The 26,098-nt window shown below is 71.1% G+C and carries 23 protein-coding genes; 17 read left to right on the forward strand and 6 right to left on the reverse strand.

Going from position 1 to position 26,098, the window contains the following annotated elements; genetic code table 11:
- The first annotated feature begins 121 nt into the window (after window positions 1–121).
- From FHP08_RS00485 to FHP08_RS00505, 5 genes are read left to right on the forward strand one after another with little or no spacing between them, the layout of a single operon-like run.
- Window positions 122–892, forward strand: a complete 771-nt coding sequence (locus FHP08_RS00485; RefSeq protein WP_147702353.1) for an ABC transporter permease — start codon at window positions 122–124, stop codon at window positions 890–892.
- Window positions 889–1,713 (forward strand): ABC transporter permease, encoded by an 825-nt coding sequence (locus tag FHP08_RS00490; RefSeq protein WP_147702354.1) that lies wholly within the window; start codon window positions 889–891, stop codon window positions 1,711–1,713. The genes FHP08_RS00485 and FHP08_RS00490 overlap by 4 nt, the downstream gene beginning before the upstream one ends.
- Complete coding sequence (locus FHP08_RS00495; protein ID WP_147702355.1) at window positions 1,710–2,468, forward strand: ABC transporter ATP-binding protein; 759 nt, start codon at window positions 1,710–1,712, stop codon at window positions 2,466–2,468. The genes FHP08_RS00490 and FHP08_RS00495 overlap by 4 nt, the downstream gene beginning before the upstream one ends.
- Window positions 2,465–2,791 carry a hypothetical protein gene (locus FHP08_RS00500; RefSeq protein WP_147702356.1) on the forward strand — a complete coding sequence of 109 codons (327 nt, stop codon included), beginning with the start codon at window positions 2,465–2,467 and terminating at the stop codon, window positions 2,789–2,791. The genes FHP08_RS00495 and FHP08_RS00500 overlap by 4 nt, the downstream gene beginning before the upstream one ends.
- A 15-nt stretch (window positions 2,792–2,806) precedes the next feature.
- Window positions 2,807–3,862, forward strand: coding sequence for an ABC transporter substrate-binding protein (locus tag FHP08_RS00505; RefSeq protein WP_147702357.1), 1,056 nt, complete (start codon window positions 2,807–2,809; stop codon window positions 3,860–3,862).
- Between the two features lie 135 nt (window positions 3,863–3,997).
- Here FHP08_RS00505 and FHP08_RS00510 read toward each other — a convergent pair whose 3' ends face one another.
- The 6 genes from FHP08_RS00510 to FHP08_RS00535 all read right to left on the reverse strand — a co-directional run bounded on the left by FHP08_RS00510 (window position 3,998) and on the right by FHP08_RS00535 (window position 11,191).
- A complete protein-coding gene (locus tag FHP08_RS00510) occupies window positions 3,998–6,301 on the reverse strand; it encodes a hypothetical protein (protein WP_147702358.1) in 2,304 nt (767 codons plus the stop codon).
- Window positions 6,298–7,038 (reverse strand): ABC transporter ATP-binding protein, encoded by a 741-nt coding sequence (locus FHP08_RS00515; protein WP_147702359.1) that lies wholly within the window; start codon window positions 7,036–7,038, stop codon window positions 6,298–6,300. Before FHP08_RS00515 ends, FHP08_RS00510 begins: the two co-directional genes overlap by 4 nt.
- Complete coding sequence (locus FHP08_RS00520; RefSeq protein ID WP_147702360.1) at window positions 7,035–8,267, reverse strand: ABC transporter permease; 1,233 nt, start codon at window positions 8,265–8,267, stop codon at window positions 7,035–7,037. Before FHP08_RS00520 ends, FHP08_RS00515 begins: the two co-directional genes overlap by 4 nt.
- Window positions 8,268–8,318: 51 nt before the next feature.
- Window positions 8,319–9,569: an efflux RND transporter periplasmic adaptor subunit gene (locus FHP08_RS00525; RefSeq protein ID WP_225878977.1), complete on the reverse strand. Its 1,251-nt coding sequence runs from the start codon at window positions 9,567–9,569 to the stop codon at window positions 8,319–8,321.
- Window positions 9,566–10,567 carry an aldo/keto reductase gene (locus FHP08_RS00530; RefSeq protein ID WP_147702361.1) on the reverse strand — a complete coding sequence of 334 codons (1,002 nt, stop codon included), beginning with the start codon at window positions 10,565–10,567 and terminating at the stop codon, window positions 9,566–9,568. The genes FHP08_RS00525 and FHP08_RS00530 overlap by 4 nt, the downstream gene beginning before the upstream one ends.
- An 87-nt stretch (window positions 10,568–10,654) precedes the next feature.
- Window positions 10,655–11,191, reverse strand: a complete 537-nt coding sequence (locus FHP08_RS00535) for a sigma-70 family RNA polymerase sigma factor (protein WP_147702362.1) — start codon at window positions 11,189–11,191, stop codon at window positions 10,655–10,657.
- A gap of 186 nt (window positions 11,192–11,377) precedes the next feature.
- On the opposite strand from FHP08_RS00535, the gene FHP08_RS00540 reads away from it, so the two are divergent.
- The 12 genes from FHP08_RS00540 (at window position 11,378) to FHP08_RS00595 (ending at window position 26,086) form a co-directional block, all read left to right on the forward strand.
- Window positions 11,378–12,091: a response regulator transcription factor gene (locus FHP08_RS00540; protein WP_147702363.1), complete on the forward strand. Its 714-nt coding sequence runs from the start codon at window positions 11,378–11,380 to the stop codon at window positions 12,089–12,091.
- Window positions 12,088–13,563 (forward strand): sensor histidine kinase, encoded by a 1,476-nt coding sequence (locus tag FHP08_RS00545; protein WP_147702364.1) that lies wholly within the window; start codon window positions 12,088–12,090, stop codon window positions 13,561–13,563. The genes FHP08_RS00540 and FHP08_RS00545 overlap by 4 nt, the downstream gene beginning before the upstream one ends.
- The gene (gene dinB, locus FHP08_RS00550) at window positions 13,563–14,657 is read left to right on the forward strand and encodes a DNA polymerase IV (protein ID WP_225878978.1); all 1,095 of its coding nucleotides are present in this window, start codon (window positions 13,563–13,565) and stop codon (window positions 14,655–14,657) included. The genes FHP08_RS00545 and dinB overlap by 1 nt, the downstream gene beginning before the upstream one ends.
- A gap of 85 nt (window positions 14,658–14,742) precedes the next feature.
- Complete coding sequence (locus FHP08_RS00555; protein WP_147702366.1) at window positions 14,743–16,944, forward strand: sensor histidine kinase; 2,202 nt, start codon at window positions 14,743–14,745, stop codon at window positions 16,942–16,944.
- Entirely contained in the window at window positions 16,941–17,705 is a 765-nt protein-coding gene (locus tag FHP08_RS00560; protein ID WP_147702367.1) for a response regulator transcription factor, read from the forward strand. Before FHP08_RS00555 ends, FHP08_RS00560 begins: the two co-directional genes overlap by 4 nt.
- A gap of 786 nt (window positions 17,706–18,491) precedes the next feature.
- The gene (locus tag FHP08_RS00565; RefSeq protein ID WP_147702368.1) at window positions 18,492–19,766 is read left to right on the forward strand and encodes an argininosuccinate synthase; all 1,275 of its coding nucleotides are present in this window, start codon (window positions 18,492–18,494) and stop codon (window positions 19,764–19,766) included.
- Between the two features lie 18 nt (window positions 19,767–19,784).
- Window positions 19,785–21,743 carry an ATP-binding cassette domain-containing protein gene (locus FHP08_RS00570; RefSeq protein ID WP_147702369.1) on the forward strand — a complete coding sequence of 653 codons (1,959 nt, stop codon included), beginning with the start codon at window positions 19,785–19,787 and terminating at the stop codon, window positions 21,741–21,743.
- Between the two features lie 67 nt (window positions 21,744–21,810).
- Complete coding sequence (locus FHP08_RS00575) at window positions 21,811–22,299, forward strand: GNAT family N-acetyltransferase (protein ID WP_225878979.1); 489 nt, start codon at window positions 21,811–21,813, stop codon at window positions 22,297–22,299.
- 18 nt (window positions 22,300–22,317) lie between these two features.
- Window positions 22,318–22,803, forward strand: coding sequence for a YajQ family cyclic di-GMP-binding protein (locus FHP08_RS00580; protein WP_147702371.1), 486 nt, complete (start codon window positions 22,318–22,320; stop codon window positions 22,801–22,803).
- 36 nt (window positions 22,804–22,839) lie between these two features.
- Window positions 22,840–23,997, forward strand: coding sequence for an MFS transporter (locus tag FHP08_RS00585; protein ID WP_222707787.1), 1,158 nt, complete (start codon window positions 22,840–22,842; stop codon window positions 23,995–23,997).
- A 77-nt stretch (window positions 23,998–24,074) separates the two neighbouring features.
- Complete coding sequence (locus FHP08_RS00590) at window positions 24,075–25,355, forward strand: solute carrier family 23 protein (RefSeq protein WP_147702373.1); 1,281 nt, start codon at window positions 24,075–24,077, stop codon at window positions 25,353–25,355.
- Entirely contained in the window at window positions 25,352–26,086 is a 735-nt protein-coding gene (locus FHP08_RS00595) for an SDR family NAD(P)-dependent oxidoreductase (protein ID WP_147702374.1), read from the forward strand. The genes FHP08_RS00590 and FHP08_RS00595 overlap by 4 nt, the downstream gene beginning before the upstream one ends.
- The last annotated feature ends 12 nt before the right edge of the window (window positions 26,087–26,098 follow it).

Genomic DNA, 26,098 nt, shown 5'->3' on the forward strand with positions numbered 1-26,098 from the left:
GGCGGCAAACCGGTCTCATCGCCGCTCCGCCGCCGCTTCGCGCGCGCGGCCTTCGCGCATCCGCGCGCGGCCCCGCCGAGAACCGGGGCGTCCAGAACGAACCGACGGGAGACGAAGCTCGATGCGAAGGCTCGTGTCGGCAGGGATGTTCGCCCTGCCGCTGATCGCGCTGGTCGTGCTGTGGGCGATCGTGGTGCGCGCCTTCGACGTGAACCCTCGCCTGTTTCCGGGCGTCGGGGCGGTCGGCGCGGCCGCGATCGAATCGCTGGCCGACGGCTCGCTGCTCGCCCACGTGGCCGCGAGCATGTGGCGGGTGCTGGTGGGCACCGTGCTGGCGCTGGTCGTCGCGATCCCGATGGGCATCGCGATGGGGGTGAGCCCGGGCATCTCGAGCTTCTTCACGCCGATCTTCCGCTTCTTCTCGGTCCTGGCCGGCATCGCCTGGATCCCGATCGCCACGCTGTGGTTCGGCTACGGCTTCGGCGCGATCGTGTTCGTGATCTTCAACGCAGTCTTCTTCGTGGTCACCTACAACACGCTGCTCGGCGTGGCCAGCATCCCGATGCCGCTGCGCCACGCGGCGGCATCGCTGGGCGCCGGACCCTGGCAGCAGGTGACCCAGGTGCTGCTGCCGGGCGCGCTGCCCAACATCGTGACCGGCATCCGCACCGGCCTGGGCTTCGCCTGGCGCGGCCTGATCGCGGCCGAGATGATCGCCACCAACGTGGGCCTGGGCTACATGCTCTTCGTGGCGCGCGACTTCTACCGAACCGAGGTGATCGTGTTCGGCATGATCGTGATCGGCGTTCTCTGGCTGCTGATCGACCGGCTGTTGCTGGTGCCGCTCGAGCGCGCCACGATGGAGCGCTGGGGCATGGTGCGGGCGGCATGAGCGGCGTGCTCCGTGCCTGGAACCTGCGCGTGTGGGGCCCCTACATGCGCGCGACCGCGCGCTGGCCGGCGCTGCGCTCGATCGTTCCGTTCCTGCCCCTGCTCGCGCTGTGGTGGGCCATGGCCGAGGCCGAGGTGTTCCCGAGGGCCTTCTTCCCGGGGCCGGCCGAGGTCGTGGCCTCCTTCTTCACGCTCACCTACAAGGGCATCCTGCCCGAATACCTGTCCGACAGCGTGACGCGCCTGGCGGTGGGCGCCGCGGCAGGCGTGGCCATCGGCATTCCGCTCGGCCTGCTGGTCGGGCTCAGCAAGCGGGCGCACACCGCGCTGTGGCCGGTCCTGCTCTTCTTCCAGGCGATCGGCGACATCGCCTGGCTGCCGATCCTGCTGATCTGGTTCGGTTTCGGGCTCACCACGATGACCTTCGTGATCGTGTACACGGTGCTGTTCCCGATCGTGCTGAACACTGTGCTCGGCGTGCGCTCGATCCCGCTGGACCTGCACCGCGCCGCGCGAAGCCTGGGCGCGTCGCCCGCCCGGGTGGTATGGGAGGTGGTGCTGCCCGGCTCGCTGCCGAACATCGTGACCGGTCTGCGCAACGGCCTGGGATACGGCTGGCGCGCGCTGATCGCAGCCGAGATCATCGTGGGCACCAGCGGCATCGGCTTCCTGATGTTCGACGCGCGGCGCGCCGGCTCGGTGGTCGAGATCATGCTGGGCATGATCGTGCTGGGCGTGCTCTGGTACATCGTGGACGCCTGGGTGCTGGCGCCGATCGAGCGGGCCACCGGCCAGCGTTGGGGAATGGTGCAAAGGCAATGAAGAGCCTCGTCCTGAAGAACCTCCAGAAGACCTACTTCGACCCGTACGCCGGCTCGCAGGTCACCGCGATCCGCGATGTCTCGCTCACCGTGCAGCCCGGCGAGTTCGTGTCCATCGTGGGGCCCTCGGGCTGCGGCAAGACCACCATCCTGAACATGGTCGCCGGCTTCCTGCCGGCCAGCGGGGGCGAGATCCTGGTCGACGGCCAGCCGGTGCACGGGCCCGGGCCCGACCGCGGCGTGGTCTTCCAGTCCTTCGCGCTCTTCCCGTGGAAGACCGTGCTGGAAAACGTGGCCTTCGGCCCGAAGATGCGCGGCGTGGGCCGCGCCGAGCGCGAGGCCATCGCCCGCGAGTTCCTCGAGCTGGCCGGTCTCTCGCACGCAGCCGACCGCTACCCGAACGAGCTGTCGGGCGGCATGCAGCAGCGGGTCGGCGTGGTGCGCGCGCTGGCCAACCACCCCGACGTGCTGCTGATGGACGAGCCCTTCGCCAGCGTGGACGCGCAGACGCGAATGACCCTGCAGGAAGAGCTCACCCGGATCTGGCAGGAGCGGCGCACCACGGTGATCTTCATCACCCATGACGTGGCCGAGGCGGTGTTCCTGGCCAACCGGGTGGTCGTGCTGAGCAAGGGCCACGTGCTGACCGAGATCGAGGTGCCGCTGCCGCATCCGCGCCGCTGGGACGCGCTGATGGAAGACGAGCAGTTCAAGGGGCTGAGCGCGCTGGTGCTGCAGAAGGTGCGGTCGGCGTGATCCGGGCCATTCTCCGGACGACGCGAGGCCGCATCGTGCTCGGCGCCGTCGTGCTCTACCTGGCCTGGCAGGCTTGGCTGGGCATCGCCGCGCCGGGCAAGATCTCGCCCGAGATCGACCGCAGCAGGGCGAAGGTCAATCTGCTCGTGAGGCTGCCGTTCCGCCCGGAGCGCTTTCATGTTCTGATGTTCCAGAAGTTCGGCCGCGTGTCCGGAACGACCGACGATTCGGTCGAAGTACGGGGCGTCGAGCCGGCCAGTCTGAACGCGATCGCGCGGTATTACTGGGTATCGCGCGTCGAGCCACTTCCACCCGACCAGTAAGAAGAGGAGACGACGATGTTCAAGAGAGCGCTGTTGTTCGGCTGCGCGATGCTGATGGCGGTCGGCGTCCAGGCGCAGAACCTGGTGAAGGTCAAGGCGGGCATGGTCACCGGCATCGACCAGGTGGGCCTGCCGATCGCGCTCGAGCGCGGCTTCTTCGAGAAGTACGGGCTCGACGTGACGATCGCCCGGCCCTATGCCACCGGCGTGGACGCGCTCAACGCCCTGCAGGCCGGCGAGAGCGAGATCGTGCAGGTGGGCGTGCCGATGATCGGCGCGGTGCTCCGCGGCATGGACCTGGTGGCGCTGGGCAACTACAGCGGCAATGCCACCAAGATGGGCTCCGACGCCACGATGGCGCTGATCGCACGGGCCGACTCGGGAATCGTCAAGGGCGACCTGAAGTCGCTCAAGGGCAAGAAGATCGCCGCCTCGTTCGGCACGATCAACCACCTGTACGCGCTGGCGCTGCTCGAGAAGGCCGGGCTCACGCCGAACGATGTCACGCTGGTCAATACGCCGCCGCCGGACATGACGGTGGCGCTGCTGTCCAAGGGCATCGACGCGTTCTCGGCCTGGGATCCGTGGCCGATCGTGGCGATCAAGGACGTGCCCGGCGCGATCGAGGTGATCCGCGGCGGCGACGTGATCTCCTACCTGGGGTTCAACGTGGCCACCCGCGCCTGGGTCGAGAAGAACGGCGAGACCATCGAGAAGTTCCTGGCCGCCGTGTCCGAGGCCGACAAGTGGATGCGCGCCAATCCCAAGCAAGCCGCCCAGGTCGCCACCCGTTGGATTCCCGGCCTGAAGCAGGAGATCGCCGAGGCGGCGATGGAGTTCAACATCCAGCAGGCCGACCGCCGGCTTTCGGCGAACAACTACCGCGCGCTGCACGTGGCGCAAGAGACGCTGCACAAGCTGGGTTTCCTGAAGTCGACCTTCGACGTGAACAAGCACATCGAGCCCAAGCACATGCTGGCGGTGATGCAGAAGTACCCGCAGCTGTTCTCCGACCTGCCGGCGATCCCGGCGGATGCGGCAATCGGGCCGGGGTATCAGTTCAAGCCCTGAGGGATTCGGGCGGGTGGCTCACCCGCCCGATACGCCCGGCGGATCGGCGAGCGACATGTCGCCGCGCGCGACACGCGCCTTGCCGAGACGTACAGAGGCCTGATCGGCCTCGGTGAGCGGCCTCAACGAGCGGCCTCAGTCTTCCCGCGCCGCCTTCCGCCTGCGGATCCCCAGCATCCACAGCAGCACCATCAGCGCCGCGAATCCGACGGTGAAGGCCGCGAACTTGAGCCCGCGCCACAGCGCCGCGCCCGCCTCGGGGCTGTCGTCGGCGAACAGCTCGATCGTGTCCACGACCGGCTGGTAGATCTGGACCAGCGAGACCATCGCGAGGAGCACCGCGATGATCATCTGGCTCATGTCGCGGCGGTGCTGCCAGGCATCTTCCAGCCTGGAGTCGATCTCCTCGAGCCGCAGCTTCAGCGCGTCGCGCTGGTCGTCGGCGCCGCGCCCGGACAGGCCCAGTCGGTAGAGCTGGCGCTCGGTGTCGTAGTGGAACACGTTGGGCAGCCAGAGACCCTTCAGGTTGCGGTCGACCAGCTCGCGCGCGGTCTCCAGTTCTGGCAGGCGAACCTTGCCGTCGCCGAGGACCTCGGTCGCGCGAGCGCCGGCCTCGCGCAGCAGGTCCTCGTTCAGCACGATCACCGCGTGCGGGACCAGCAGATAGGGACTGATGCCCACCGTGCCCACGGTGGCCTCGAGCGCGCGGTCGGCCTCGGTCACGTGGAACAGCGTGCGGCGATGGATGCGGGTGAAGGCGTCGTCGCGCTCGAGCGTCGCAGTCAAGGTGTCCTCGGCCTCGGCCAGGTCGATCTCCTCGAAGTCGAAGATCCCGGTGACCACGCCACAGGCCGCGCGCAAGAGTCCGGCCTGCCTGCCGTTCCAGTCGCCGACCTCGCCGCCGCGCATCGCGGCGATCGCGGCGGTCAGCGAACGCGGATCGCCTGCGCGCTCGACCAGCTCGATCGTGCCGGCCACCGGCCGCGAGCCGCGGGGCCCGCCGCCCCCCGAGCGAGCCTGGCCATCCTGGCCCTCTCGTTCGACCTCGCCCGCGATGTCGATACCGACCAGCTGCCGAACCGCGGCCGGCACCAGCCCCTCCACGGTGCCCACCTCGGCGCCCTCGACCCGGAAGCGGATTTTCCGGTGCAGCTGGGTGTCCTCGGTCACCCCGTCGTACAGGTGGATCAGCTTGATCAGGTCGTACTCGTCGAACCAGTCGCCATCGGCAGGCCGCAGCGTGAGGTGCCAGACGGTGCGCCCGGCCGCCTCGTAGCGGGTGCGGTTCAGGTAACCGCGCACCCGGCGCTGCGGCGCGCCGCAGGCGATCGCCTCGCGGCGGCCTTCGGAGCGGTACTCGAGCGCCGTCGGAAAGTGGATCTCGATGTCGAGCTTCACCGAGTCGGGCGGCGCGTCCTCGTCGCCATGGGTGATGCAGTGGCTCAGGAAGGGCCGCGACGCCTGGAAGGCATAGGACAGCAGGTCGCCTTCCATCGAACCGAAGATCGGACACATCCGGTGCAAGGCAGGCTCGGCCGAGCGCGGTTCGTGCGACACGACGTGAAGGCAGACCGCGGCATCGGGGAACTCGAGCAGCGGCGCCTCGAGGCGCACCGCGGGCACATCGGGCCCGCACTCGAGCAGGCAGGCCTTGAGGTCACGGTCGTTCTCCGGATCCTCGACCCCCAGCGCGCGGTAGAACTCGACCAGGAAGGCGCGCAACGCCGCGGTGTCGAGCGGCGCAGCGTCGCGGTCGAGCCGCAGCAGCATCAGGTGATCGGCGCGCCCGTCTCCGCCGGGCAGTTCCGGCTGCACGTAGCCGACCTGCAGGCGCCGCGCGCCCAGCCGGGCCAGGATCGCAAGCCGGCGCCGGGCTGTGCGAACCGCAGCCGGGTTCGCCGGATCGAGCCGCTCGGGGCGCTCCGCCTCGGCGAGCGCCGCGGCGAGCGCGGCCCCGTTCGCACGCGCCGCGTCGCGCAGGCCGGCCAGCGCGCGCTCGGCCAGCGGGCGCGCGAGTCCGTGGCCGCGCGCCGCCGGATCGATCGCGATGTAGGTCAGCAACCCGCATCGGCTCTGCGGGTAGTACTCGAACGCGACGCCGCCGAGGACCCTCTCCCGCCTGCCGCCGGCGCTGCGGACATCGGCCACGCCCGTCACGCCCGTCACGCCGCCGCCAGCTTCGCCCGCGACCAGAACGGCCAGGTCCATCCAGGGCTCGTTCGCCGGCCGCACGTCGCTCATCCGCGCGGGCCACTCGGCCGGATCCTCGCGCTCGGATGCGATCGGGAAGGCGGCATCGTAGACCCGCACGAAGCCCGCCATCAGCCGATCGAAACGCGCGCGGTCGGTGCGCAGCAGGCCGCGCAGGCTGACGAGCGCCGGCACGGCCTGCTCCGCGCCAGCCTGCCCGGCCTGCTCCGAATGCTTCCCTGGACTCATCTTGGCGATCCTCGCATCGCGTACTCGTCGGCGCTGGTGGGCCCGAATGACACGCCATCCACGATCCGGCCGTCGACGATCTCGATCTTGCGCTGGCAGCGCGCGGCGAGCCGCGGGTCGTGAGTCACGATCAGACAGGCGGCGCGGGTGTCGCGATTGAACTCGAGCAGCAGCTCGAACACGTCCTCGGCGCTCTTGGTGTCCAGGTTGCCGGTGGGCTCGTCGGCCAGGATCAGCCGCGGCGACAGCGACAGCGCGCGCGCGATCGCCACGCGTTGCTGCATGCCTCCGGAAAGCTGGCCCGGCTTCTTGCGCTCGGCGCCGGCCAGCCCCACCCGGGCGAGCAGCTCCCGCGCGCGCCGCTCGGCTTCGTCATCGGGCACGCCGCGCTCGATGATCGCCGGCATCATCACGTTCTCGAGCGCGCTGAACGCAGGCAGCAGATGGTGGAACTGGAAGACGAAGCCGATCGTGCGGCCGCGCAGCTCGGTGATGCCGGCCTCGTCGAGCCCTTCGATCGGCCGGCCGGCGATCGCCACGTGTCCGGAGGTCGGCCGCTCGAGCAGCCCGATCAGGTTCAGCAGCGTGCTCTTGCCCGAGCCCGACGGCCCGACCAGCGCGACGAACTCGCCTTCGCGCAGCCGAAGGTCGATCCCGTGCAGCACCTCGGACTCCACCGCGCTGCCCACGCCGTAGGACTTGCGAACGCCCTTCAGTTCGACGATGGACTCGCTCACATCCGGATCGCCTGAACGGGGTCCATCTTCGCCGCGCGGCGGGCCGGCAGCGCGGCCGAGGCAAGCCCGACCAGCATCGCGATGCCGCAGGCGCCCAGCATGATGGAGGGATCGAGATCCACGGTGAACAGCGCGCTGCCATCGGCGTTGCGATAGACCTTGGAGAAGAACTGCAGCAGGCCCGCCGACAGCAGCACGCCGAGCAGCGAGCCGATCAACCCGTAGAGCCCGCCCTGCACCAGGAAGACCGCCATGATGCGCAATGGGCTCGCCCCCATCGCGCGCAGGATGCCGATCTCGCGCTGCTTCTGCACCACCGACACCACCAGCACGCTGGCGATGCCCACCGCCACGATCACCACCACGAAACCGCGGATCAGTCCGTTGGACACGCTCTGGTTGCGCAACGCCGAGAGCAGCTGCGCGTTGGTGGTCATCCAGCTGTCGACCGAGAGTCCGGTCTGCGCGCGCAGCCGCCCGGCGATCTTTTCCGCGCCGAAGATGTCGGTCACCGCCAGGTCGATGTTCGAGATGCCGCCCGGCAGGTCGAGCAGGGTCTGCGCGAGCCGGATCGTCACGAAGACCCAGCGCCGGTTCAGGTCGCGATTGCCGATGTCGAAGAGTCCGGTGACGGTCACCAGCTCGTCGCGCCCCTCGGGCGTGAGGATGCGGATCCGGTCGCCCAGGCCCACGCCCAGGTCATTGGCCAGCTCGACACCGATCACCGCATTGGCGCCCGACACCTCGAAGGCGCCGCGCACCAGGTAGTCGTCGATCTTCACGATCCGGGCGTAGCGCTCGGGGTCCACGCCGGTCAGCGCGATTGCGCGGCTGGCCTCGCCGCGCAGCGCGAAGCCGGCGCCCGAGACCACCGGCGACACCGCCACCACGCCGGGCGTGGCCGCGGCGAGCCGAGCCACCGCCTCCCACTGGTCGACCGAGCGCAGGCGCTGCGCGCGCGGCTGCACGATCGCGGCAGTGTCCTCGGCGGGCAGCGACCGCAGCGCGACCTGGTCGGGCGGCCGGACCACGATGTGCGCCTGGCTGCCCAGCGTGCGCTCGATGATCGCGTCCTGGAGCTGCGAGATCAGGTGGGTCAGAAACACGATCACCGCCACGCCGGCGGTCACGCCGGCCAGGATCAGGATCGTCTGCGCCCTGCCCTCGCGCAGGTAGCGCAGGGCGACCAGCCACTCGAAGGGCAGGCGGGGCAGGCGAAGTCGGCGCATGGGCGGGCTCGTGCGCATCGCGCCGGGGTGTCGGCGAGCGGCCGCGCACGCTCAGCGCGTGCCCGGCGCCTCTCCCATGTTCAGCCGGGCGCGCGGCCCGGGCAGGCGCACGCGCTCGCCGGCCAGCGCGCCGGACTCAGGCGTGATCACCGGATCGCCCTCGGCCAGGCCCTCGACGATCTCGACGATGCCCACGCCGCGCAGGCCCAGCTTCACCGGCTGGCGCAGCGCCCGGCCGTCGCGCATCAGCAGCACGTGGGCGCCGGGGTTCGCGCCGGTTTCGGCGTCGCGGATCGCCCAGGCCGGCAGGACGAGCGCGCTGTCGCGCCGCGCCACCACCATCTCGACCGACACTGTCATGTCCGGCTTCAGGAACTCGGGGGGCCGGGCGACCGCGAGCCAGACCTCGACGGTGCCGCGCTGCAGGTCGACCGAGGGCGCGACCCAGGTCAGCGCGGCTTCGAAGGGCCGCCCCGGAAAGGCGTCGGCCAGCGCGGAAGCCTTCTGGCCGGGCGCGAGCCAGCGCAGGTTCTTCTCGTCCACCGTGGCCACGATCCGGGTGGCGCCGGCGCGCGCCATCGTGAGCAGCGCGCGGCCCACCTGGGCGGTGTCGCCGGGCTCGGCGGCGCGGGTCAGCACGATTCCATCGGCCGGAGCCACCAGCACCAGCGTGTCCAGACGAGCCTCGGCGCTGGCCAGGTTGGCGCGCGCCTGCGCGATCCGCGTCCGCGCCAGCTCGGCCTCGATGCCGCCCTCGCGCGCGCCTTCGGCCTGCGCCTGCGCCGACGCCAGGGCCGCGCGGGCGGTGTCGACTTGCCGCTGGGCCTCGTCGACCCGCGACTGCGACACGTAGCCCTGGGCGACCAGCTCGCGGGCGCGCTCGAGCTCGCGCCGGGCGGCCTCGAGGTTGGCGCGCGCCTGCGCGAGCTGCTGCTCGGCCACCGGCCGCTGCACCCGCTCGAGCTGGCGCTGCCGGCCCTCGGCCTCGCGCAGCGCCGCCCGCGCCGCATCGAGCGCGGCCTGCGCCTCGTCGCTGCGCAGCCGCACCAGCGGCTGGCCGGCACTCACCCGATCGCCCTCGCGCGCCAGCACTTCCTCGATCCGCGCGGCCGACTGGCTGGAGATCGTGATGCGCGCCGGCGTGTCCACCCGTCCCGTGGCGACGATGGACTGCACCACCGGCCCGCGGGTCACGGCGACCACCTCGACTTCGCGCGCGCGCTGCAGCCCCCACAGCGCCAGCCCCGCCAGGACCACGCCGAGCACCACCCACCAGGGCCAGCTGCGCCGCAGGAGCTTCAACGGCGGCGACCGAAGAACGGATACTGCGGGTCGTGGTAGCCAGGCGTGGAGGCATGCCCCGGCACCACCAGCTCGTCGACGATCGCCTCGTCCGCGTCGGTCCAGGCGTAGTCGACCGCGGCGAAGTAGTCGCGGAACTGGGCGAGCGTCTTGGGCCCCGCGATCACCGAGCTGATCGTGCGATTGGCCAGCAACCAGGCCACCGCGAACTGCAGCAGCGTGATGCCGCGGGCCTCGGCGTGCGCCTTGAGCTTCTGCGCGATGACCAGCGACTCCTCGCGCCACTCGGTCTCGAGAATGCGCTTGTCGCCGCGCGCCGCGCGCGTGCCCTCGGGGGGCGCGCTGCCCGGCTGGTACTTGCCGGTGAGCACGCCGCGCGCCACCGGGCTGTAGGGCGCCACGCCCAGTCCGTGGTGATCGCAGGCCGGCAGGACCTCGACCTCGGGCTGGCGGTTCAGCAGGTTGTAATAGGGCTGGCAGGCTGCGGGGGCCGGCATGCCGAGGTCACGCGCCAGGTGCACCAGCTCGGCGATGCGCCAGCCGCGGAAGTTCGAAACGCCCCAGTAGCGGACCTTGCCGGCGCGGATCGCGTCGTCGATCGCGCGCAGCGCCTCTTCGTCGTTCGTGCCGGGGAAGTCGCGGTGCAGGTACCAGACATCGAGGTAGTCGGTCTGCAGGCGGTCCAGGCTCGCGTCCAGCTCCTGGAGCATCCACTTGCGCGAGTAGCGGACCTGGTTCTTGCGGTCGCTCATCGCGTTGCCGACCTTGCTGGCCAGCACCCAGTCGTGCCGGTCGGCCTTCATCAGCCGGCCCAGGATGGCCTCCGAGGCACCCAGCGTGTAGACGTCGGCCGTGTCGACGAAGTTCACGCCATGCGCGCGACAGCAGTCGAGGATGGCCGCCGATTCCTTCTCGTCGGTCTGGTCGCCGAACATCATCGTGCCCAGGCACAGTTCGGAGACCTGGAGGTTGCTGCGGCCGAGTCTGCGGTATTTCATGTCGCGGGATCCGTGTTCTTGTCAGGGAGAACCGCAACATTAGCCGATCGCCGGGCGGATCGCCCGGGACCGGTCAGTCAAGCCACCTCAGGTGAGGTGCGCGCTCATCCGCTCGGAGAGCCGCTTGCGGGCCCGGTGCAGGCGCACCCAGCAGTTCGCCTCGGTGATCTCCAGCTCGCGGCAGACCTCGGCGGTATCGGCGCCCTCGAGCACCTGCATGACGAAGACGTCCTTCAGCGTGCGCGGCAAGGCCTCGATCTCGCTGTGCAGGGCCTCGCCGAGCCGGTTCCGGGCCACCTGGCGCAGCGGGTCGTGGTAGTCGTCGTCCTGCTCCCAGGCCAGCCGCTCGAGCTCGCGATCGGAGTCGTCGTCGCTGTCGGCGCCGCCGCCCAGCGACACGTAGCGCCCTTCTCGCCGGAAGGTATCCTGGATCTTGTGGTTCAGGATGCCGATCAGCCAGGTGCGCAAGGCCGACTGCCCCTGGAACGACTCACGGCTTGCGAGCGCCGCGGCCAGGGCATCCTGGACGGCGTCTTCGGCCAGATTCTCGTCGCGGATCTTCCGGCGGGCGAATCGCAGCATCGCGCCGCGGTGGTCTGCCAGTTCGATCGGGGTCGGGGGCATGTGTCTGTTCTCCTCTATGGAGCTTCGAAGTCTGCCCAGCGCCCCTTACCCCCCGATCACGGGAAGATCACGATTTGATAACGAATGCCGGCCACGGAGCGGCGCCGTGGCCGCCCCTGCCACCCGCCGTAAGCTGGCAAGCGCCCGGGATACGAAGCTCCCGGGGGTTTTGCTATGCTCGATTCGATGGAAAAGAAGATCCTGGTCGTTGAAGACCAGCGTGACATCGCCGACCTGATCGCGATGCACCTGCGCGATCTCGGCCACCGCGTGGACTGCGTCCACGACGGCCCGGGCGGCTACGACGCGGCCCGGTCGGGCCGGCACGACCTGATCGTGCTGGACGTCATGCTGCCGGGCCGCGACGGCCTGGACATCGTTCGCGCGCTGCGCATGGAGCGGGTCACCACCCCGGTGCTGATGCTGACCGCCCGTTCCACCGAGATCGATCGGGTGCTGGGCCTGGAGCTCGGAGCTGACGATTACCTGACGAAACCCTTCTCGATTCCCGAACTGCAGGCCCGGGTCAAGGCGATGCTTCGCCGAATCGAGATGCAGGCGCCGGCCGGCGCTGCGCCCGACATCGACGAACGGATCGACGTCGGCGAGCTGGTCATCGACTGCGTGAGCCGCGAGGTCCGGATCAACGGCCGGCCGGTGGCGCTGACCGCCCGCGAGTTCGACCTGCTCGCCCACTTCGCGCGCAACCCCGGGCGGGCCTTCACCCGGATGCAGCTGCTCGACGCGGTCTGGGGCACCTCCTTCGAGGGCTACGAGCACAACGTCAACACGCACATCAACCGGCTGCGCTCGAAGATCGAGATCGACCCGGCCAATCCGCGCTACGTGCTCACCGTGCGCGGCGTGGGCTACCGCTTCACCGACGAGCGCGCGCGATGAAATCGCTGCGCACCCGGGTGCTGCTGCTGATCGTGGGCTTCGGCCTGCTCATGGCCACCATGCTGGCCACGATCATGTACGCGTCGGTGCGCGAGTACTACAACGACTGGATCTACGACAAGTCGAGCAGCTTCGCCGAGCGCATCCTCGAGGCGCACCCCAACCTGTGGCGCGACTACGAGGCGGACCCGGCCTCGTTCGGCCAGCAGCTCAGGCAGTACACGCTCTACTCGCCCAACACGGGTCTGTACCTGATCGACCAGAACGGCCGGGTGCTGGCCAGCGCCGGCGAGCCGCGGCAGTTCTGGGGCGAGTTCCGGGTGGATCTCGATCCGGTGCGCGAGGCGCAGGGGGGCGATCCCCGCCAGCCGGTCCACACCACCGACCCCGACCGGCAGGGCGACGTGTGCATGGTGGCCGCCCGCCCGGTGGTGCAGGACGGCCGGACGATGGGCTGGCTCTTCGTGGTGCCGCGCCAGGCCAGCCTGGGCGAGCAGATGCCCGAGATGCTGCGCAGCTACGCGATCCGCACCACGGCCAAGGTGGCCCTGATGACGATCGCCATCGGCGTGCTGCTCACGATCGCGATGATCGCGCTGCTCACGCGGCCGCTCACCGCGCTCACCCGGGCCACCGAGCAGGTGCGCCGGGCGGGCTTCTGTGACGAGCTCTGCGAGAGCAGCTTCCCCGACCTGGATCGCGACGACGAGATCGGCCGGCTCAGCCGCACCTTCCGCGATGCCTTCGAACGGCTCAAGCTCGAGACGGAGCGGGTGCAGACCACCGACGCCCGACGCCGCGAGATGGTGGCCAGCGTGTCGCACGACCTGCGCACGCCGCTCACCGCGCTGATCGGCCAGCTGGAGACCATCCGGCTCAAGGGCGAGGCGCTGTCCGACCCCGCTCGCCGCGAGATGCTCGAGCGCGCGCTGCAAAACGCGCAGCACCTACGCCGCCTCACCGAGGCGCTGGCCGAACTGGCCCGCCTGGACAACCCCGACTTCAAGGCGCAGCCCGAACCGATCGCGATCGGCGAGCTGGCCGACGACGTGGTCCAGCGATTCGCCGCCAGCGCCCAGGGCGCCGGCGTGACGCTGTCGGTCGACTACCCCGACGGCCTGCCGCTCACGCGTGTCGACGCGGCGCTGGTCGAGCGTGCGCTCTCGAACCTGCTCGACAACGCGCTGCGGGTCACGCCGGCCGGCGGCCGGGTCACCGTCAAGGTGCGGCCGGAGAAGGCCGGGGTGCGGGTCGAGGTGGTGGACACCGGGCCCGGCGTGCTGCCGGAGGACCAGCCGAAGGTCTTCGACCGCTTCTTCCAGACCAGCCGCGCGCGCGACCAACGTGGCGCCAGCGGCCTGGGACTGGCGATCGTCAAGCGCGTGGCCGAGCTGCACGGCGGCCAGGCCGGCCTGAGAAGCGAGCCAGGCCGCGGCTCCACCTTCTTCATCGAGCTGCCCCTGTCCGCTTAGTGGAAACCCGCCCCTCGGCGCCGGCCTGGCGCCGGATCGCCCATCTGGACATGGACGCTTTCTACGCGTCGGTGGAGCTGTTGCGCCGTCCGGAGCTGCGCGGCCGCCCGGTGGCCATCGGCGGCCACGGCGACCCGAACAGCCGTGGGGTGGTCACCACCGCCACCTACGAGGCTCGTGCCTTCGGGATCCGCTCGGGCATGGCGCTGCGCCGCGCCGCCGAGCTGTGCCCGGCCTGCGTGTTCCTGCCGGTGGATTTCCCCGAGTACCGCCTCTGGTCGCGGCGATTCAAGGCCGCGATCGCCGAAGTGACCGTCCGGATCGAGGACCGCGGCATCGACGAGGTCTACATCGACTTCAGCGACCTGATCGGCGTACGGATCGACGGCGGTCTGTCGATCGCGCGCGACATCCAGCGCCGCGTCTTCGAGGCCACCGGCCTGACCTGCTCGATCGGCGTGGCGCCCAACAAGCTGCTGGCAAAGATCGCGTCGGAACTGGACAAGCCGAACGGCATCACCGTGCTCGACGAGCTCGACCTGCAGGAACGGATCTGGCCGCTGCCGGTCAAGCGGATCAACGGCATCGGTCCGAAGGCCGACGCCCGCCTCGAGGAACTGGGCATCCGCACGATCGGCCAGCTGGCGGCCGCGCCGCGCGATTTCCTGGTCGCCCGGTTCGGCAGGAGCTACGGCGCCTGGCTGCACGACGCGGCGCATGGCAACGACGACCGCGCGCTGATGCTCGAGAGCGAGCCCCGGTCCATGAGTCGCGAGACCACCTTCGAGCGCGACCTGCATCCGGCGCGCGACTTCCAGGCGCTGGCGGCGATGCTGGCGCGGCTGTGCCGCCAGGTGGCTGCCGACCTGCAGCGGCGCGGCTACGCCGGGCGCAGCGTGGGCGTGAAGGCGCGCTACGACGACTTCCGGATCGTGAGCCGCGAGCTGACGCTGGCCGAAGCGGTGGACGACGAGCGCGCGATCCGGCGGGCGGCCTTCGACTGCCTGAAGCGGGTGCCGCCCAGCCGGCGGCTGCGGCTGCTCGGGGTTCGGGTCGGCGCCCTTCAGTCTCGCGGGCCCGCGGCGACGCCGTGAACGTGACCTTCATCTGATCGCGGCCGATAATGGGTCCGACACCACCACAGGCGGCCCGACGGGGCCGTCGGGAGCCTGTGACCGGATGAGGACATCGAGCCCGCGCGCTTCGCCGGGCGCCAAGCTTCTGTGCGTTGCTCTCGCTGGCCTGCTCGTCTGCGTGGCCGCGGTCTTCTGGAGCACGCAGCAGCCCTGGCTCGGCCTGAGGCTCGTGCTCGGCTCCGGCGGCCCGGTCGTCGAGGCCGTGTCGCCGGATGGGCCGGCCGCGTCGCTGGCGCCCGGGGCGGCGCTGAGATCGGTGGGCCCGATCGCGCTCGAGGCAGACGACCTGATCGAGGAGCCCGATTTCTTCCGCTACTACGAGCGGATGCAGCGCTTCTTCGCCCGCCAGTCCGCGCTGCACCAGCAGTTGTCCGGCGCGCCCGTGGCGCTGACCGTCGCGGACGCCGGCGGGGCCACGTCGGAGGTTCTGCTCCCGCCTGCCGAGAGCAGGCCGATCGCCGACCTTCCGCCCTCCTTCTGGTTCCAGCTGGCTTGCGGACTGGCCAGCCTGCTGATCGGCGCCTGGGTGTGGGTGCTGCGACCCACCAACTGGGGGGCGCGGATGTTCGCGCTCACCGGCGCCCTGTTCCTCGTGTCGGTCGCCAGCGCCGCGGTCTACAGCAGCCGCGAGCTGGCGCTCGACGGCGGCGCCTTCCGGCTGCTGTCCGGGCTCAACCACACGGGCTCGCTGGGCTTCGGCATGGCGCTGATCGCGATGTTCCTCTGCTATCCGAAGCGCATCGTGGCGCCGCGCACGCTGCTGCTGATCCCGGCGGTGTTCGTGCCCTGGCTGGCCGCGGACCTGCTCCAGCTCGCCCCGGACCAGCACTGGGGCATCCGCGCGCCGATCCTGCTGATGGTCGTCATCGCCTTCGCCTGCGCCGCGACGCAGTGGCGGCTCACGCGCAGCGACCCGCGCGCGCGGGGCGCGCTGCGCTGGATGAGCCTTTCGGCCACGCTGGGCTGCTGGCTGTTCGTCATCACCATCGTGCTCTCCAAGCTGTTCGGCTGGTTGCCGCCGCTCGACCAGGCCTACGCCTTCGGCTTCTTCCTGATCATCTACGTCGGCACCGCGCTGGGCCTGCGCCGTTACCGACTGTTCGAGCTCGACCGGTGGGCCTTCCGCGTCCTGCTCTGGATAGGCGGCGCGCTGGCGCTGCTCGCGCTCGACGCGATGTTGGTGCTCAGCCTGCGTCTGGCGCCGGCCCCGTCGCTGGGCGTCGCCGTGCTGATCGTCGGCCTGCTCTACCTGCCCGTGCGCAACCACCTCTGGAAGCGGATGGTCGATCGCAGGCGCCTTGCCGACGACGAACTCTTCCAGGCGGTGATGCAGGTCGCGTTCACCTCGTCGCCCGACGAACGCGCGCAGGCCTGGCGAGCGCTGGTGCAACGGATGTTCGACCCGCTCGAGGTCGAGACGATCGGCCCGGGCCAGCCGGCTGGCCGCGCAAAGGCGGCTCAGGCCGACGCCGCGTCATCCGACGCGCCTGCCATCCTGAGCGATGGCCTCGCCATGCGCCTGCCGCCGGTGGCCGCGTCGCCGGCGCTGCTGGTACGCTACCCCTGGCAGGGGCGGCAGCTCTTCGGCGTCGAGCAGGCGAAGCTCGCCGGCCAGGTCGTTGCGCTGATGCGGCACGCCGACGCGAGCCGCGACGCCTACGAGCGCGGGGTCGCCGAGGAAAGGCTGCGCCTGGCGCGCGACCTGCACGACGACCTGGGCGCACGTCTGCTTGCCAGCCTGAAGCGGCCCGACCTCGAATCGACGCGTCGCACGATCCGCGAGGCGATCGCCGAGATGCGCACGGTCGTGGCCGGGCTCAGTTCCGAGAGCGAGGACCTGGGCGCCTGCATCGCCAGCCTGAGGCACGAGACCGCATCGCGGCTCGACACCTCGGGCATCGAGCTCGACTGGCCGCTCACCGACGGGGTCGACGGCCTGCGGGTGGACTACCGGATCTGCAAGAACCTGAGCTCGATGCACCGCGAACTCGTCTCGAACGTCCTCCGCCACTCGCAGGCCGACCGCCTCGCGGTGTCCATCGAACTGAAGGATGGCCGGCTGGTCAGCCGGATCCGCGACAACGGCGTCGGCGGCGTCGAAGCGCAAGGCGACGGCAGCTTCGGCCTGCGCAACCTGCGCCGCCGGATCGACGAACTGCAGGGCAGCGTGTCGGTGCGCGACGCCGCGCCCGGCACCCTCGTGGAGATCGAAGTGCCGATCGCGACCGCCGGAGGCCGGCCATGAGCAGCGCAAGCCCCCTCGCGCTCGTCGTCGAGGACCTGCCCGAAGTCCGAGACTGGCTCGCCGACGCCCTGCGCCACGCCTTCGGCGAGATCGAGGTCGGCTGCGCCGGCACGCTGGCCGAGGCACGCGAATGGCTGGGCGCGCTGGGCGAGGACACGCAGGCCGCGGCCCGGTTGCGGATGGCGCTGATCGACCTGGGCCTGCCCGATGGCTCTGGTGTCGACCTGGTCCGGGAGATCGCGGACCGGCTCCCGCAGGTGCAGACGATCGTGGCCACGATCTACGACGACGACGCACACCTGTTCCCCGCGATCGCCGCGGGCGCGCAGGGCTACCTGCTGAAGGAGCAGGAGCCCGAGGCGCTGGCCCGGCACTTGCGCCTGATCGGCGAAGGCATGCCGCCACTGTCGCCATCGATCTCGCGCAGGATGCTCGCCCACTTCCGCGAGCGGGGCGCCCTGCCCGGCGGCGAAGCGGCGGCACAGGCTGGCGCGGCGCCATTCCGCGCCAGTGGCGACCCGCCGCTCGCGCAGCAGGCAGCCGCCGGCAGCGACGCCGCGATGGAGGCCATCACGCTGAGCCCGCGCGAGACAGAGGTCCTGTCCTACATCGGACGCGGACTGCGGGTGGCCGAGGCGGCGCGGGTGCTGGGGCTCACCGAGCACACGGTGGCGGGGTACGTGAAGACGCTGTACCGGAAGCTGAACATCTCGTCGCGGGCGGAGGCGGCGCTGGAGGCAGCCAGGCGCGGGCTCGTGTGATGCGGTGCGCCGGGCGTTCGAGGTGGGGCCTACTTTCGGGCCCCGGCGCGCTGTCGCCTTCGGCGAAACGCTTGGTCGCGCGGACGCTCAGCCCCGGCCGCGGAACGCAACTCGCCCGCCTTCGGCGGGCTCAGACAGCGTTCCGCTCGCGCTTCGCGCGCCAGGTCTTCGCTGCGCTCCCGCGCCAGCGCACAGGGGCCCGAAAGTAGGCCCCACCTCGAGCGCCCTCGGGTCGCAACACTTTGGCACGGACCTGGCGCGCTCCGCGCGCCGTGCTGCGCACGGCCGGTTAGTTCAGCGCACGCGTCCCTTTAGCGCGCGTGCCCCCGCGACTGCGACGACTACCTTAACGACGGCACATCGAAGGCACCGGCCCCAACGGCCAGCCTCCACTCGTGCGGCCCCGGGGTCGGGCGAACGAAGCCAAGACAAGTTCAGCGGCGCGCCACGACCTTGCCGGCGCGGGAGGGCAGGCGGCGGTTTGCGCGGGCGTGTGCGCTGGCGCGGGAGCGCAGCGAAGACCCGGCGCGCGCAGCGCGAGCGGAACGCTGTCTGAGGACCGCCGCAGGCGGGCCGAGTTGCGTTCCGCGACGGGGCTGAGCGTCCGCGCGACCAAGCGTTTCCGCGAAGCGGACAGCGCGCCCGCCCGCGCAAACCGCCGCCTGCCCTCCCGCGCCCCGCGCCAACACGAGCGCGCCGTCTATAATTGAGGGTTTAGTTCGCCCGAACCCGGGCTCGTTCGCCCGACCCCGGGCCGCACTCCTTCACACATCATTAGGGCGCCAAATGAGCGACATCCGCAAAGTCGTGCTCGCCTACTCCGGCGGGCTGGATACCTCGGTCATCCTGAAGTGGCTTCAGGACACCTACGGCTGCGAGGTCATCACCTTCACCGCCGACATCGGCCAGGGCGAGGAGCTCGAGCCGGCGCGAGCGAAGGCGAAGATGTTCGGCGTCGAGAAGATCTACATCGAGGACCTGCGCGAAGAGTTCGTCCGCGACTTCGTGTTCCCGATGTTCCGCGCCAACACGGTCTACGAGGGCGAGTACCTGCTGGGCACCTCGATCGCGCGACCGCTGATCGCCAAGCGCCTGGTCGAGATCGCGCAGCGCGAGAAGGCCGACGCGATCTCGCACGGCGCCACCGGCAAGGGCAACGACCAGGTCCGCTTCGAGCTCGGCGCCTACGCGCTGATGCCCAACGTGAAGGTCATCGCTCCCTGGCGCGAGTGGGACCTGCTCTCGCGCGAGAAGCTGCTGGCCTATGCCGACAAGCACGGCATCCCGGTGGACTTCAAGAAGCGCAAGGGCGGCGCGCCCTTCTCGATGGACGCCAACCTGCTGCACATCTCCTACGAAGGCGGCATCCTCGAGGACCCGGCCGCCGAGCCGCCGGCCAAGGGCATGTGGCGCCTGACGGTGCCGGTCGAGAAGGCGCCGAACAAGCCCGAGGACGTCGAGCTCGAGTTCGTCCGCGGCGACCTGGTCGCGATCAACGGCCAGAAGATGAAGGCGCACGAGCTGCTCGCCGAGCTGAACCGCCTGGGCGGCAAGCACGGCGTCGGCCGTCTCGATCTGGTCGAGAACCGCTACGTCGGCATGAAGTCGCGCGGCTGCTACGAGACCCCCGGCGGCACGGTCCTGCTGCGCGCGCATCGCGCGATCGAGTCCCTCACGCTCGACCGCGAGGTCGCGCACCTGAAGGACGACCTGATGCCGCGCTACGCCAGCATGATCTACAACGGCTACTGGTGGTCGCCAGAGCGCCGCGCGCTGCAGGTGCTGATCGACCACACGCAGGAGCCGGTGAGCGGCACCGTGGTCGTGCGGCTGTACAAGGGCAACGTCATCGTCGTCTCGCGCAAGTCGGCCAATTCGCTGTTCGACATGCGGATCTCGACCTTCGAGGACGACGCGGGCGCCTACGACCAGGCCGACGCGGGCGGCTTCATCAAGCTGAATGCGCTGCGCATGCGCATCGCCGCCGGCAAGCGCGGCGCGGGCGCGTCCGCCAAGGCGCCGCGCGCCGCGGCCAAGCCGGCCGCGCGCAAGCGCGGCTGACGGGCGCGCGCCGCGACGATGCCGCTCGTCACCGTCGCCGGCGCGCACCTCGCCTTCGGCCATGTTGCCCTGCTCGATGGCGTCGATTTCTCGATCGATGCCGGCGAGCGGGTCGCGCTGATCGGCCGCAACGGCAGCGGCAAGTCTTCCCTGCTGCGCGCGATCGCCGGCGTCTCGCAGCTCGACGACGGCGAGATCGTCCGCCAGGCCGGCATCTCGGTGGCCTGGGTGCCGCAGGAACCGGCCTTCGAGCCCGGCCACTCCATCTACGAAGCGGTCGCCGGCGGCCTGGCGGCCGACGCGGCGAAGCTCGCCGAGTACCAGCGGCTCAGCGCCGCGCTGGCGCACGACGACGACACCGTGCTCGCGCGCATGTCGGCACTGCAGACCGAGCTCGACGCGGCCGATGCCTGGGCCCTGTCGCACCGGATCGACCGGGTCCTGAGCCGGCTCGGGCTCGACGGCGCGCTGGCCGTCGATGCGCTGTCGGGCGGCGTGCGCAAGCGGGTGGCGCTGGCCCGCGCGCTGGTCGCGGAGCCCGACCTGCTGCTGCTCGACGAGCCGACCAACCACCTCGACATCGAGTCGATCGCCTGGCTCGAGGACCTGCTGCTCGCGCACCCGGGCGCGGTCATGGTGATCACGCACGATCGCCGCTTCCTCGACCGCATCGCCACGCGGGTCGTCGAGCTCGATCGCGGCAAGCTTCGCTCCTACCCGGGCAACTACTCGGCCTGGCAGCAGCGCAAGGCCGACGAGCTCGCGCAGGAAGCGGTGATCGACGCGAAGTTCGACAAGTTCCTCGCGCAGGAGGAAGTCTGGATCCGCAAGGGCGTGCAGGCTCGCCGCACGCGCGACGAGGGCCGGGTGCGCAGGCTCGAGGCGCTGCGCCGCGAGCGGGCAGCGCGCCGTGATCGGCTGGGCCAGGTCACGCTCGCGCTCGACTCGGGCGAGCGCTCGGGCAAGCTGGTCGCGGAGCTGGCCGGAGTGTCCAAGGCCTGGGACGGCCGCACCGTGGTGCGCGACTTCTCCACGATCATCCAGCGCGGCGACCGGGTCGGCCTGATCGGCCCCAACGGCTCGGGCAAGACCACGCTGCTCAAGCTGATCCTGGGCGAGATCGCACCGGACTCGGGCACCGTGCGCCGCGGCACCAACCTGCAGCTCGCCTACTTCGACCAGCTGCGCGAGCGGCTCGACGACGAGGCCACGCTGGCCGACACGATCAGCCCCGGCTCCGAGTGGGTCGAGATCGAGGGCAAGCGGCTGCACGTGACCGGATACCTGGGGCGCTTCCTGTTCGCCCCGGAGCGCGCGCGCTCGCCGGTCAAGAGCCTGTCGGGCGGCGAGCGCAACCGGCTGCTGCTGGCGCGCCTGTTCGCGCGGCCGGCCAACCTGCTGGTGCTCGACGAGCCCACCAACGACCTGGACATCGAGACGCTCGAGCTGCTCGAGGAGCTGCTGGCCGACTATCCCGGCACGCTGCTCATCGTCAGCCACGACCGGGCCTTCCTCGACAACGTGGTCACGCAATCGATCGTCTCGCTCGGCGAGGGCCGCTGGCGCGAATACGCCGGCGGCTGGGCCGACGTGGAAGCGGCGCGCGGGCGCGAGGCGGCCGATGCCGCCCAGGCCGCAGCCCAGGCAGCCGCGAGCGCGGCGCGAGCCACCGGCACGGCGCGCGGCGCCGGCGCCCCGGACGGGGGCGAGGATGGACCGGCCGGCGCAGGCGCCGCCCCGCGGACCGCGCGCGCCGCCAAGCTCAGCTACCGCGAGCAGCGCGAGCTGGAGTCCCTGCCCGGCCGCATCGAGGCGCTCGAGGCCGAGCAGAAGGCGCTCGAAGCCCAGCTCGCCGATCCGGCCAGCTACCAGCGGGGCGGCGACGCGGTGCGCGCGATGCGCGAGCGCTTCGAGACCATCGAGGCCGAGCTGCTCGACGCGCTGGAGCGCTGGGAGGCGCTCGAGGCGCGGCGCTGACCAGGCCGCGCGGCGGCGCGGCGCGGCGGCCGGGTCGATTGCCACGCCCGGCTCTACAATGCCGGACATGCACGACGCCGCCCGCCTCGTCGAGGTCGATCTCGACAACCTGCTTCACCAGTCCGCCCTGCGCGTCCTGCTCGACGAGTACGCGCGCGGCCCCGAGGGCGGCAGCCAGGCGCTCGCGGCCGAGGTGCTCGCACGCCTGCCCGAGGTGCTGCAGGCCAGCCGCTGCTACGCCGGCTGGCTCGCCTTCGTCGACGACACCCCGGCGGGCTTGCTCAACGGATTCCTGGGCGTGTCGACCTTTCGCGGGCAGCCGCTGCTCAACATCCACGACATCGTCGTGTCCGCGCCGTTTCGCCGCCGCGGCATCGGCCGCGCCTTGCTCGCGGCCGCCGAGGCCGGCGCGCGCGCGCGCGGCTGCTGCAAACTCACCCTCGAGGTGCTCGAGGGCAACCGTGGCGCGATCGCCGCCTACCGCGAAGCGGGCTTCGCGCCCTACGCGCTCGACCCGGCGATGGGCCGCGCGATGTTCTTCGAGAAGAAATTCTGACCACGGAGGAAACCATCCATGCCCTCGTTCGACGTAGTCTCCGAAGCCGATGCCGTCGAGGTCCGCAACGCGATCGACCAGGCCAACAAGGAGATCTCCACCCGCTTCGACTTCAAGGGCTCCGACGCCCGCATCGAGCAGAAGGAGCGTGAGCTCACCGCCTTCGCCGACGACGAGTTCAAGCTCGGCCAGGTGCGCGAGGTGCTGCTCGGCAAGGCGGCCAAGCGCGGCGTCGACGTCCGCTTCCTGGACTTCGGCGATCCGCAGAAGATCGGCGGCGACAAGATGAAGCAGACGATCACCGTGCGCCACGGCGTGTCGTCCGAGCACGCCAAGAAGATCGTGCGTCTCATCAAGGACAGCAAGCTGAAGGTGCAGGCCAGCATCCAGGGCGACGCGGTGCGCGTCACCGGGGCAAAGCGCGACGACCTGCAGACGGCCATCGCCTTGCTGAAGAAGGACATCACCGACGTGCCGCTCGCCTTCCAGAACTTCCGCGACTAGATGCGGCGCCGACCGCCCCGCCCAGGGCCCCATCCCGTGACCGAGACGCGGCCGCGTCACATCCTGCCGGCGATCGCGGTCGCGCAGCTGGCCGGCTCCTCGCTCTGGTTCGCGACGAACGGGGTGATGGCCGACCTGCAGCGCGACTGGGGGCTGCCCGAGGTCGCGCTGGGCTGGCTCACCGCGGCGGTGCAGGCCGGCTTCGTGGCCGGCACGCTGGCCTTCGCCCTGCTCACCGTCGCCGATCGCTTCTCGCCGCGGCGAGTCTTCCTCCTCTGCGCGCTGGCCGGCGCGCTGTTCAACGCGGCCGCCCTGCTCGTGCCCGAGCGGCTGGCGCCGCTGCTGGCGATCCGCTTCGCCACCGGCTTCTTCCTGGCCGGCATCTATCCGGTGGGCATGAAGATCGCGGCGGGCTGGTACGAACGCGGGCTGGGCGGCGCACTGGGCTTCCTGGTCGGCGCACTGGTGCTCGGCACCGCCCTGCCCCATGGGCTGCGCGCGCTCGGCGCCGAGCTGCCCTGGCAGGGCGTTATCCTGGCAGTGTCGGCAATCGCCGCCGCAGGCGGCCTGCTGCTGAACGCCGCGGTGCCCGACGGCCCGCACCTGCGCCGCAGCCCGGCGATCAACCCGCGAACGCTGGCGCTGATCTGGCGCGACCCGGCGGTGCGCGCGCCGGCCTTCGGCTACTTCGGCCACATGTGGGAGCTGTACAGCTTCTGGACCCTGGTCCCCGCGATCGTCGCCACGCGGCTGGCCGGCGCCGCGGTGTCGGCCGCCGCCTTCGGGATCATCGCGGCCGGCTTCCTCGGCTGCGCGGTCGGCGGCCTGCTCGCGAACCGCCACGGCAGCGCACGCGTGGCCGCCATCCAGCTCGCGACCAGCGGCCTGTGCTGCCTGATCGCACCGGCGATGCTGCAGGCGCCGGACACGGTCTTCGTGGTCTGGCTCGCCGTCTGGGGCGTCGCGGTCGTCGGCGACTCGCCGCAGTTCAGCGCGCTGACCGCCAGCGCGGCGCCGCGCGAGCTGGTGGGCAGCGTGCTCACGCTGGTCAACAGCATCGGCTTCGCGCTGACCGCGCTGCTGATCCCGGTCTTCGCCGCGCTGGCCGCCGCCTGGCCGCTGGCCTGGGTGCTGCCCCTGCTCGCGCTCGGCCCGGTGGCGGGACTTGCGGCGATGCGCCCGCTGCTGAGATAGTCGCGCCTGCCGACCCGATCGCGCCCGCGAGGACGGCAGGCGACACCCCCGGGCGATCGACCGAAAAGGAAAACAAGATGAGCGGATCGCTGTTCCCGACCTGGCAGCTCAAGCGCGAGGGCATCGTCGCCCCCGACGAGCGCCTGCCCTGGCCCCAGACCGTCGCGCTCGGCCTGCAGCACGTGGTGGCGATGTTCGGGGCCACGGTGCTGGCGCCGCTGCTGATGGGCTTCGACCCGAACGTGGCAATCCTGATGTCGGGCATCGGCACGCTGCTCTTCTTCTTCGTGGTCGGCGGCCGGGTGCCGAGCTACCTGGGCTCGAGCTTCGCCTTCATCGGCGTGGTGATCGCGGCCACCGGCTACGCCGGCTCGGGCCCGAACGCCGGCATCGGCGTGGCGCTCGGCGGGATCATCGCCTGCGGCGCGCTCTACACGCTGATCGGCGCCATCGTGATGAGCGCCGGCACCGGATGGATCGAGCGCTTCATGCCGCCGGTGGTCACCGGGGCGGTGGTCGCGGTGATCGGCCTGAACCTCGCGCCGATCGCGGTCAAGGGCGCGAGCGCCACGCCCTTCGACGCCTGGATGGCGGTGGTCACCGTGCTGTGCGTGGGCGGCGTGGCCGTCTTCACCCGCGGCCTGCTGCAGAAGCTGCTGATCCTGGCGGGCCTGGTCCTGGCCTACCTGATCTACGCGGTGCTCACCAACGGCATGGGCCTGGGCAAGCCGGTGGACTTCTCCGGCGTGGCGGCCGCCGCGTGGTTCGGGCTGCCGAGATTCGCGGCGCCGGTGTTCGAGGCCAAGGCGATGCTGCTGATCGCGCCGGTGGCGATCGTGCTGGTGGCCGAGAACCTGGGCCACGTCAAGGCGGTGTCGGCGATGACCGGCCGCAACCTCGATCCGTACATGGGCCGCGCCTTCGTGGGCGACGGCCTGGCCACCATGCTCTCCGGGGGAGTGGGCGGCACCGGCGTGACCACCTATGCCGAGAACATCGGCGTGATGGCGGTGACCCGCGTGTACTCCACGCTGATCTTCGTGGTCGCCGCCGCGGTGGCGATCGTGCTGGGCTTCTCGCCGAAGTTCGGCGCGCTGATCGCGACCATTCCCGGGCCGGTGCTGGGCGGCGTGTCGATCGTGGTCTTCGGCCTGATCGCGGTGGCCGGCGCCAAGATCTGGGTCGACAACAAGGTCGACTTCACCGACAACCGAAACCTGATCGTGGCCGCGGTCACGCTGGTGCTCGGCGCCGGCGACTTCACCCTGAAGATCGGCGGTTTCGCGCTGGGCGGGATCGGTACCGCGACCTTCGGGGCCATCCTGCTGTATGCCTTGCTTGGAGGAAAAGGACGATGACGACTCCACCGCGTGTTGCGCTGGTGACCGGCGGCAGCCGGGGCATCGGGCGCGCGATCGTACGACGCCTGTCCGGCGACGGCGTGCGCGTGCTGAACCTGGACCTGCAGGCGCCCGGACAGCTCGAGAACGGCGAGCACTACGAGCAGCTCGACGTGGCGGACGCGCCGCGCGCCAGGGAGCGGCTCGCCACGCTGGCCCGCGAGTGGCCGGTGACCGACCTCGTCAACAATGCCGGGATCGTTCGACCCGCCACGATCGAGGATGCCAGCGAGGACGACCTCGACGCGGTCGTGGCGGTGAACCTCGCCGCCGCGATCCGCTGCGTGCAGGCGGTACTGCCCGGCATGAAGGCGCGCGGCTACGGGCGCATCGTCAACATCAGCAGCCGCGCGGCACTCGGCAAGCCGCTGCGCACCGTCTATTCGATCACCAAGGCCGGCCTGCACGGGCTGACCCGCACGCTGGCGCTGGAGATCGGCCATCACGGCATCACGGTCAACGCGATCGGCCCCGGACCGATCGCCACCGAACTGTTCGAGCGGGTCAACCCGCCCGACGCCCCGGCCACCCGGCGGATCGTCGAGTCGATCCCGGTGCGGCGGATGGGCACGCCCGACGATGTTGCCCACGGTGCCGCGATGCTGCTCGACCCGCGCTCCGGCTTCATCACCGGCCAGGTGCTCTATGTGTGCGGCGGCATGACGGTCGGACTCGGCCACGCTGCCTGAGGTCCGCGGGCT

This window comes from Zeimonas arvi, assembly GCF_008039575.1.
GTDB classification, from domain to species: Bacteria; Pseudomonadota; Gammaproteobacteria; order Burkholderiales; family Burkholderiaceae_E; genus Zeimonas; species Zeimonas arvi.

What these genes read in the sequence shown, in the direction of transcription:
- FHP08_RS00555 (WP_147702366.1), top strand. Translation starts at nt 14,743, where the DNA reads ATGAGGACATCGAGCCCGCGCGCTTCGCCGGGCGCCAAGCTTCTGTGC.
- FHP08_RS00565 (WP_147702368.1), top strand. Translation starts at nt 18,492, where the DNA reads ATGAGCGACATCCGCAAAGTCGTGCTCGCCTACTCCGGCGGGCTGGAT.
- FHP08_RS00560 (WP_147702367.1), top strand. Translation starts at nt 16,941, where the DNA reads ATGAGCAGCGCAAGCCCCCTCGCGCTCGTCGTCGAGGACCTGCCCGAA.
- FHP08_RS00485 (WP_147702353.1), top strand. Translation starts at nt 122, where the DNA reads ATGCGAAGGCTCGTGTCGGCAGGGATGTTCGCCCTGCCGCTGATCGCG.
- FHP08_RS00530 (WP_147702361.1), bottom strand. Translation starts at nt 10,567, where the DNA reads ATGAAATACCGCAGACTCGGCCGCAGCAACCTCCAGGTCTCCGAACTG.
- FHP08_RS00495 (WP_147702355.1), top strand. Translation starts at nt 1,710, where the DNA reads ATGAAGAGCCTCGTCCTGAAGAACCTCCAGAAGACCTACTTCGACCCG.
- FHP08_RS00510 (WP_147702358.1), bottom strand. Translation starts at nt 6,301, where the DNA reads ATGAGTCCAGGGAAGCATTCGGAGCAGGCCGGGCAGGCTGGCGCGGAG.
- FHP08_RS00580 (WP_147702371.1), top strand. Translation starts at nt 22,318, where the DNA reads ATGCCCTCGTTCGACGTAGTCTCCGAAGCCGATGCCGTCGAGGTCCGC.
- FHP08_RS00490 (WP_147702354.1), top strand. Translation starts at nt 889, where the DNA reads ATGAGCGGCGTGCTCCGTGCCTGGAACCTGCGCGTGTGGGGCCCCTAC.
- FHP08_RS00545 (WP_147702364.1), top strand. Translation starts at nt 12,088, where the DNA reads ATGAAATCGCTGCGCACCCGGGTGCTGCTGCTGATCGTGGGCTTCGGC.
- FHP08_RS00540 (WP_147702363.1), top strand. Translation starts at nt 11,378, where the DNA reads ATGGAAAAGAAGATCCTGGTCGTTGAAGACCAGCGTGACATCGCCGAC.
- FHP08_RS00590 (WP_147702373.1), top strand. Translation starts at nt 24,075, where the DNA reads ATGAGCGGATCGCTGTTCCCGACCTGGCAGCTCAAGCGCGAGGGCATC.
- FHP08_RS00535 (WP_147702362.1), bottom strand. Translation starts at nt 11,191, where the DNA reads ATGCCCCCGACCCCGATCGAACTGGCAGACCACCGCGGCGCGATGCTG.
- FHP08_RS00595 (WP_147702374.1), top strand. Translation starts at nt 25,352, where the DNA reads ATGACGACTCCACCGCGTGTTGCGCTGGTGACCGGCGGCAGCCGGGGC.
- FHP08_RS00570 (WP_147702369.1), top strand. Translation starts at nt 19,785, where the DNA reads ATGCCGCTCGTCACCGTCGCCGGCGCGCACCTCGCCTTCGGCCATGTT.
- FHP08_RS00505 (WP_147702357.1), top strand. Translation starts at nt 2,807, where the DNA reads ATGTTCAAGAGAGCGCTGTTGTTCGGCTGCGCGATGCTGATGGCGGTC.
- FHP08_RS00520 (WP_147702360.1), bottom strand. Translation starts at nt 8,267, where the DNA reads ATGCGCCGACTTCGCCTGCCCCGCCTGCCCTTCGAGTGGCTGGTCGCC.
- FHP08_RS00575 (WP_225878979.1), top strand. Translation starts at nt 21,811, where the DNA reads ATGCACGACGCCGCCCGCCTCGTCGAGGTCGATCTCGACAACCTGCTT.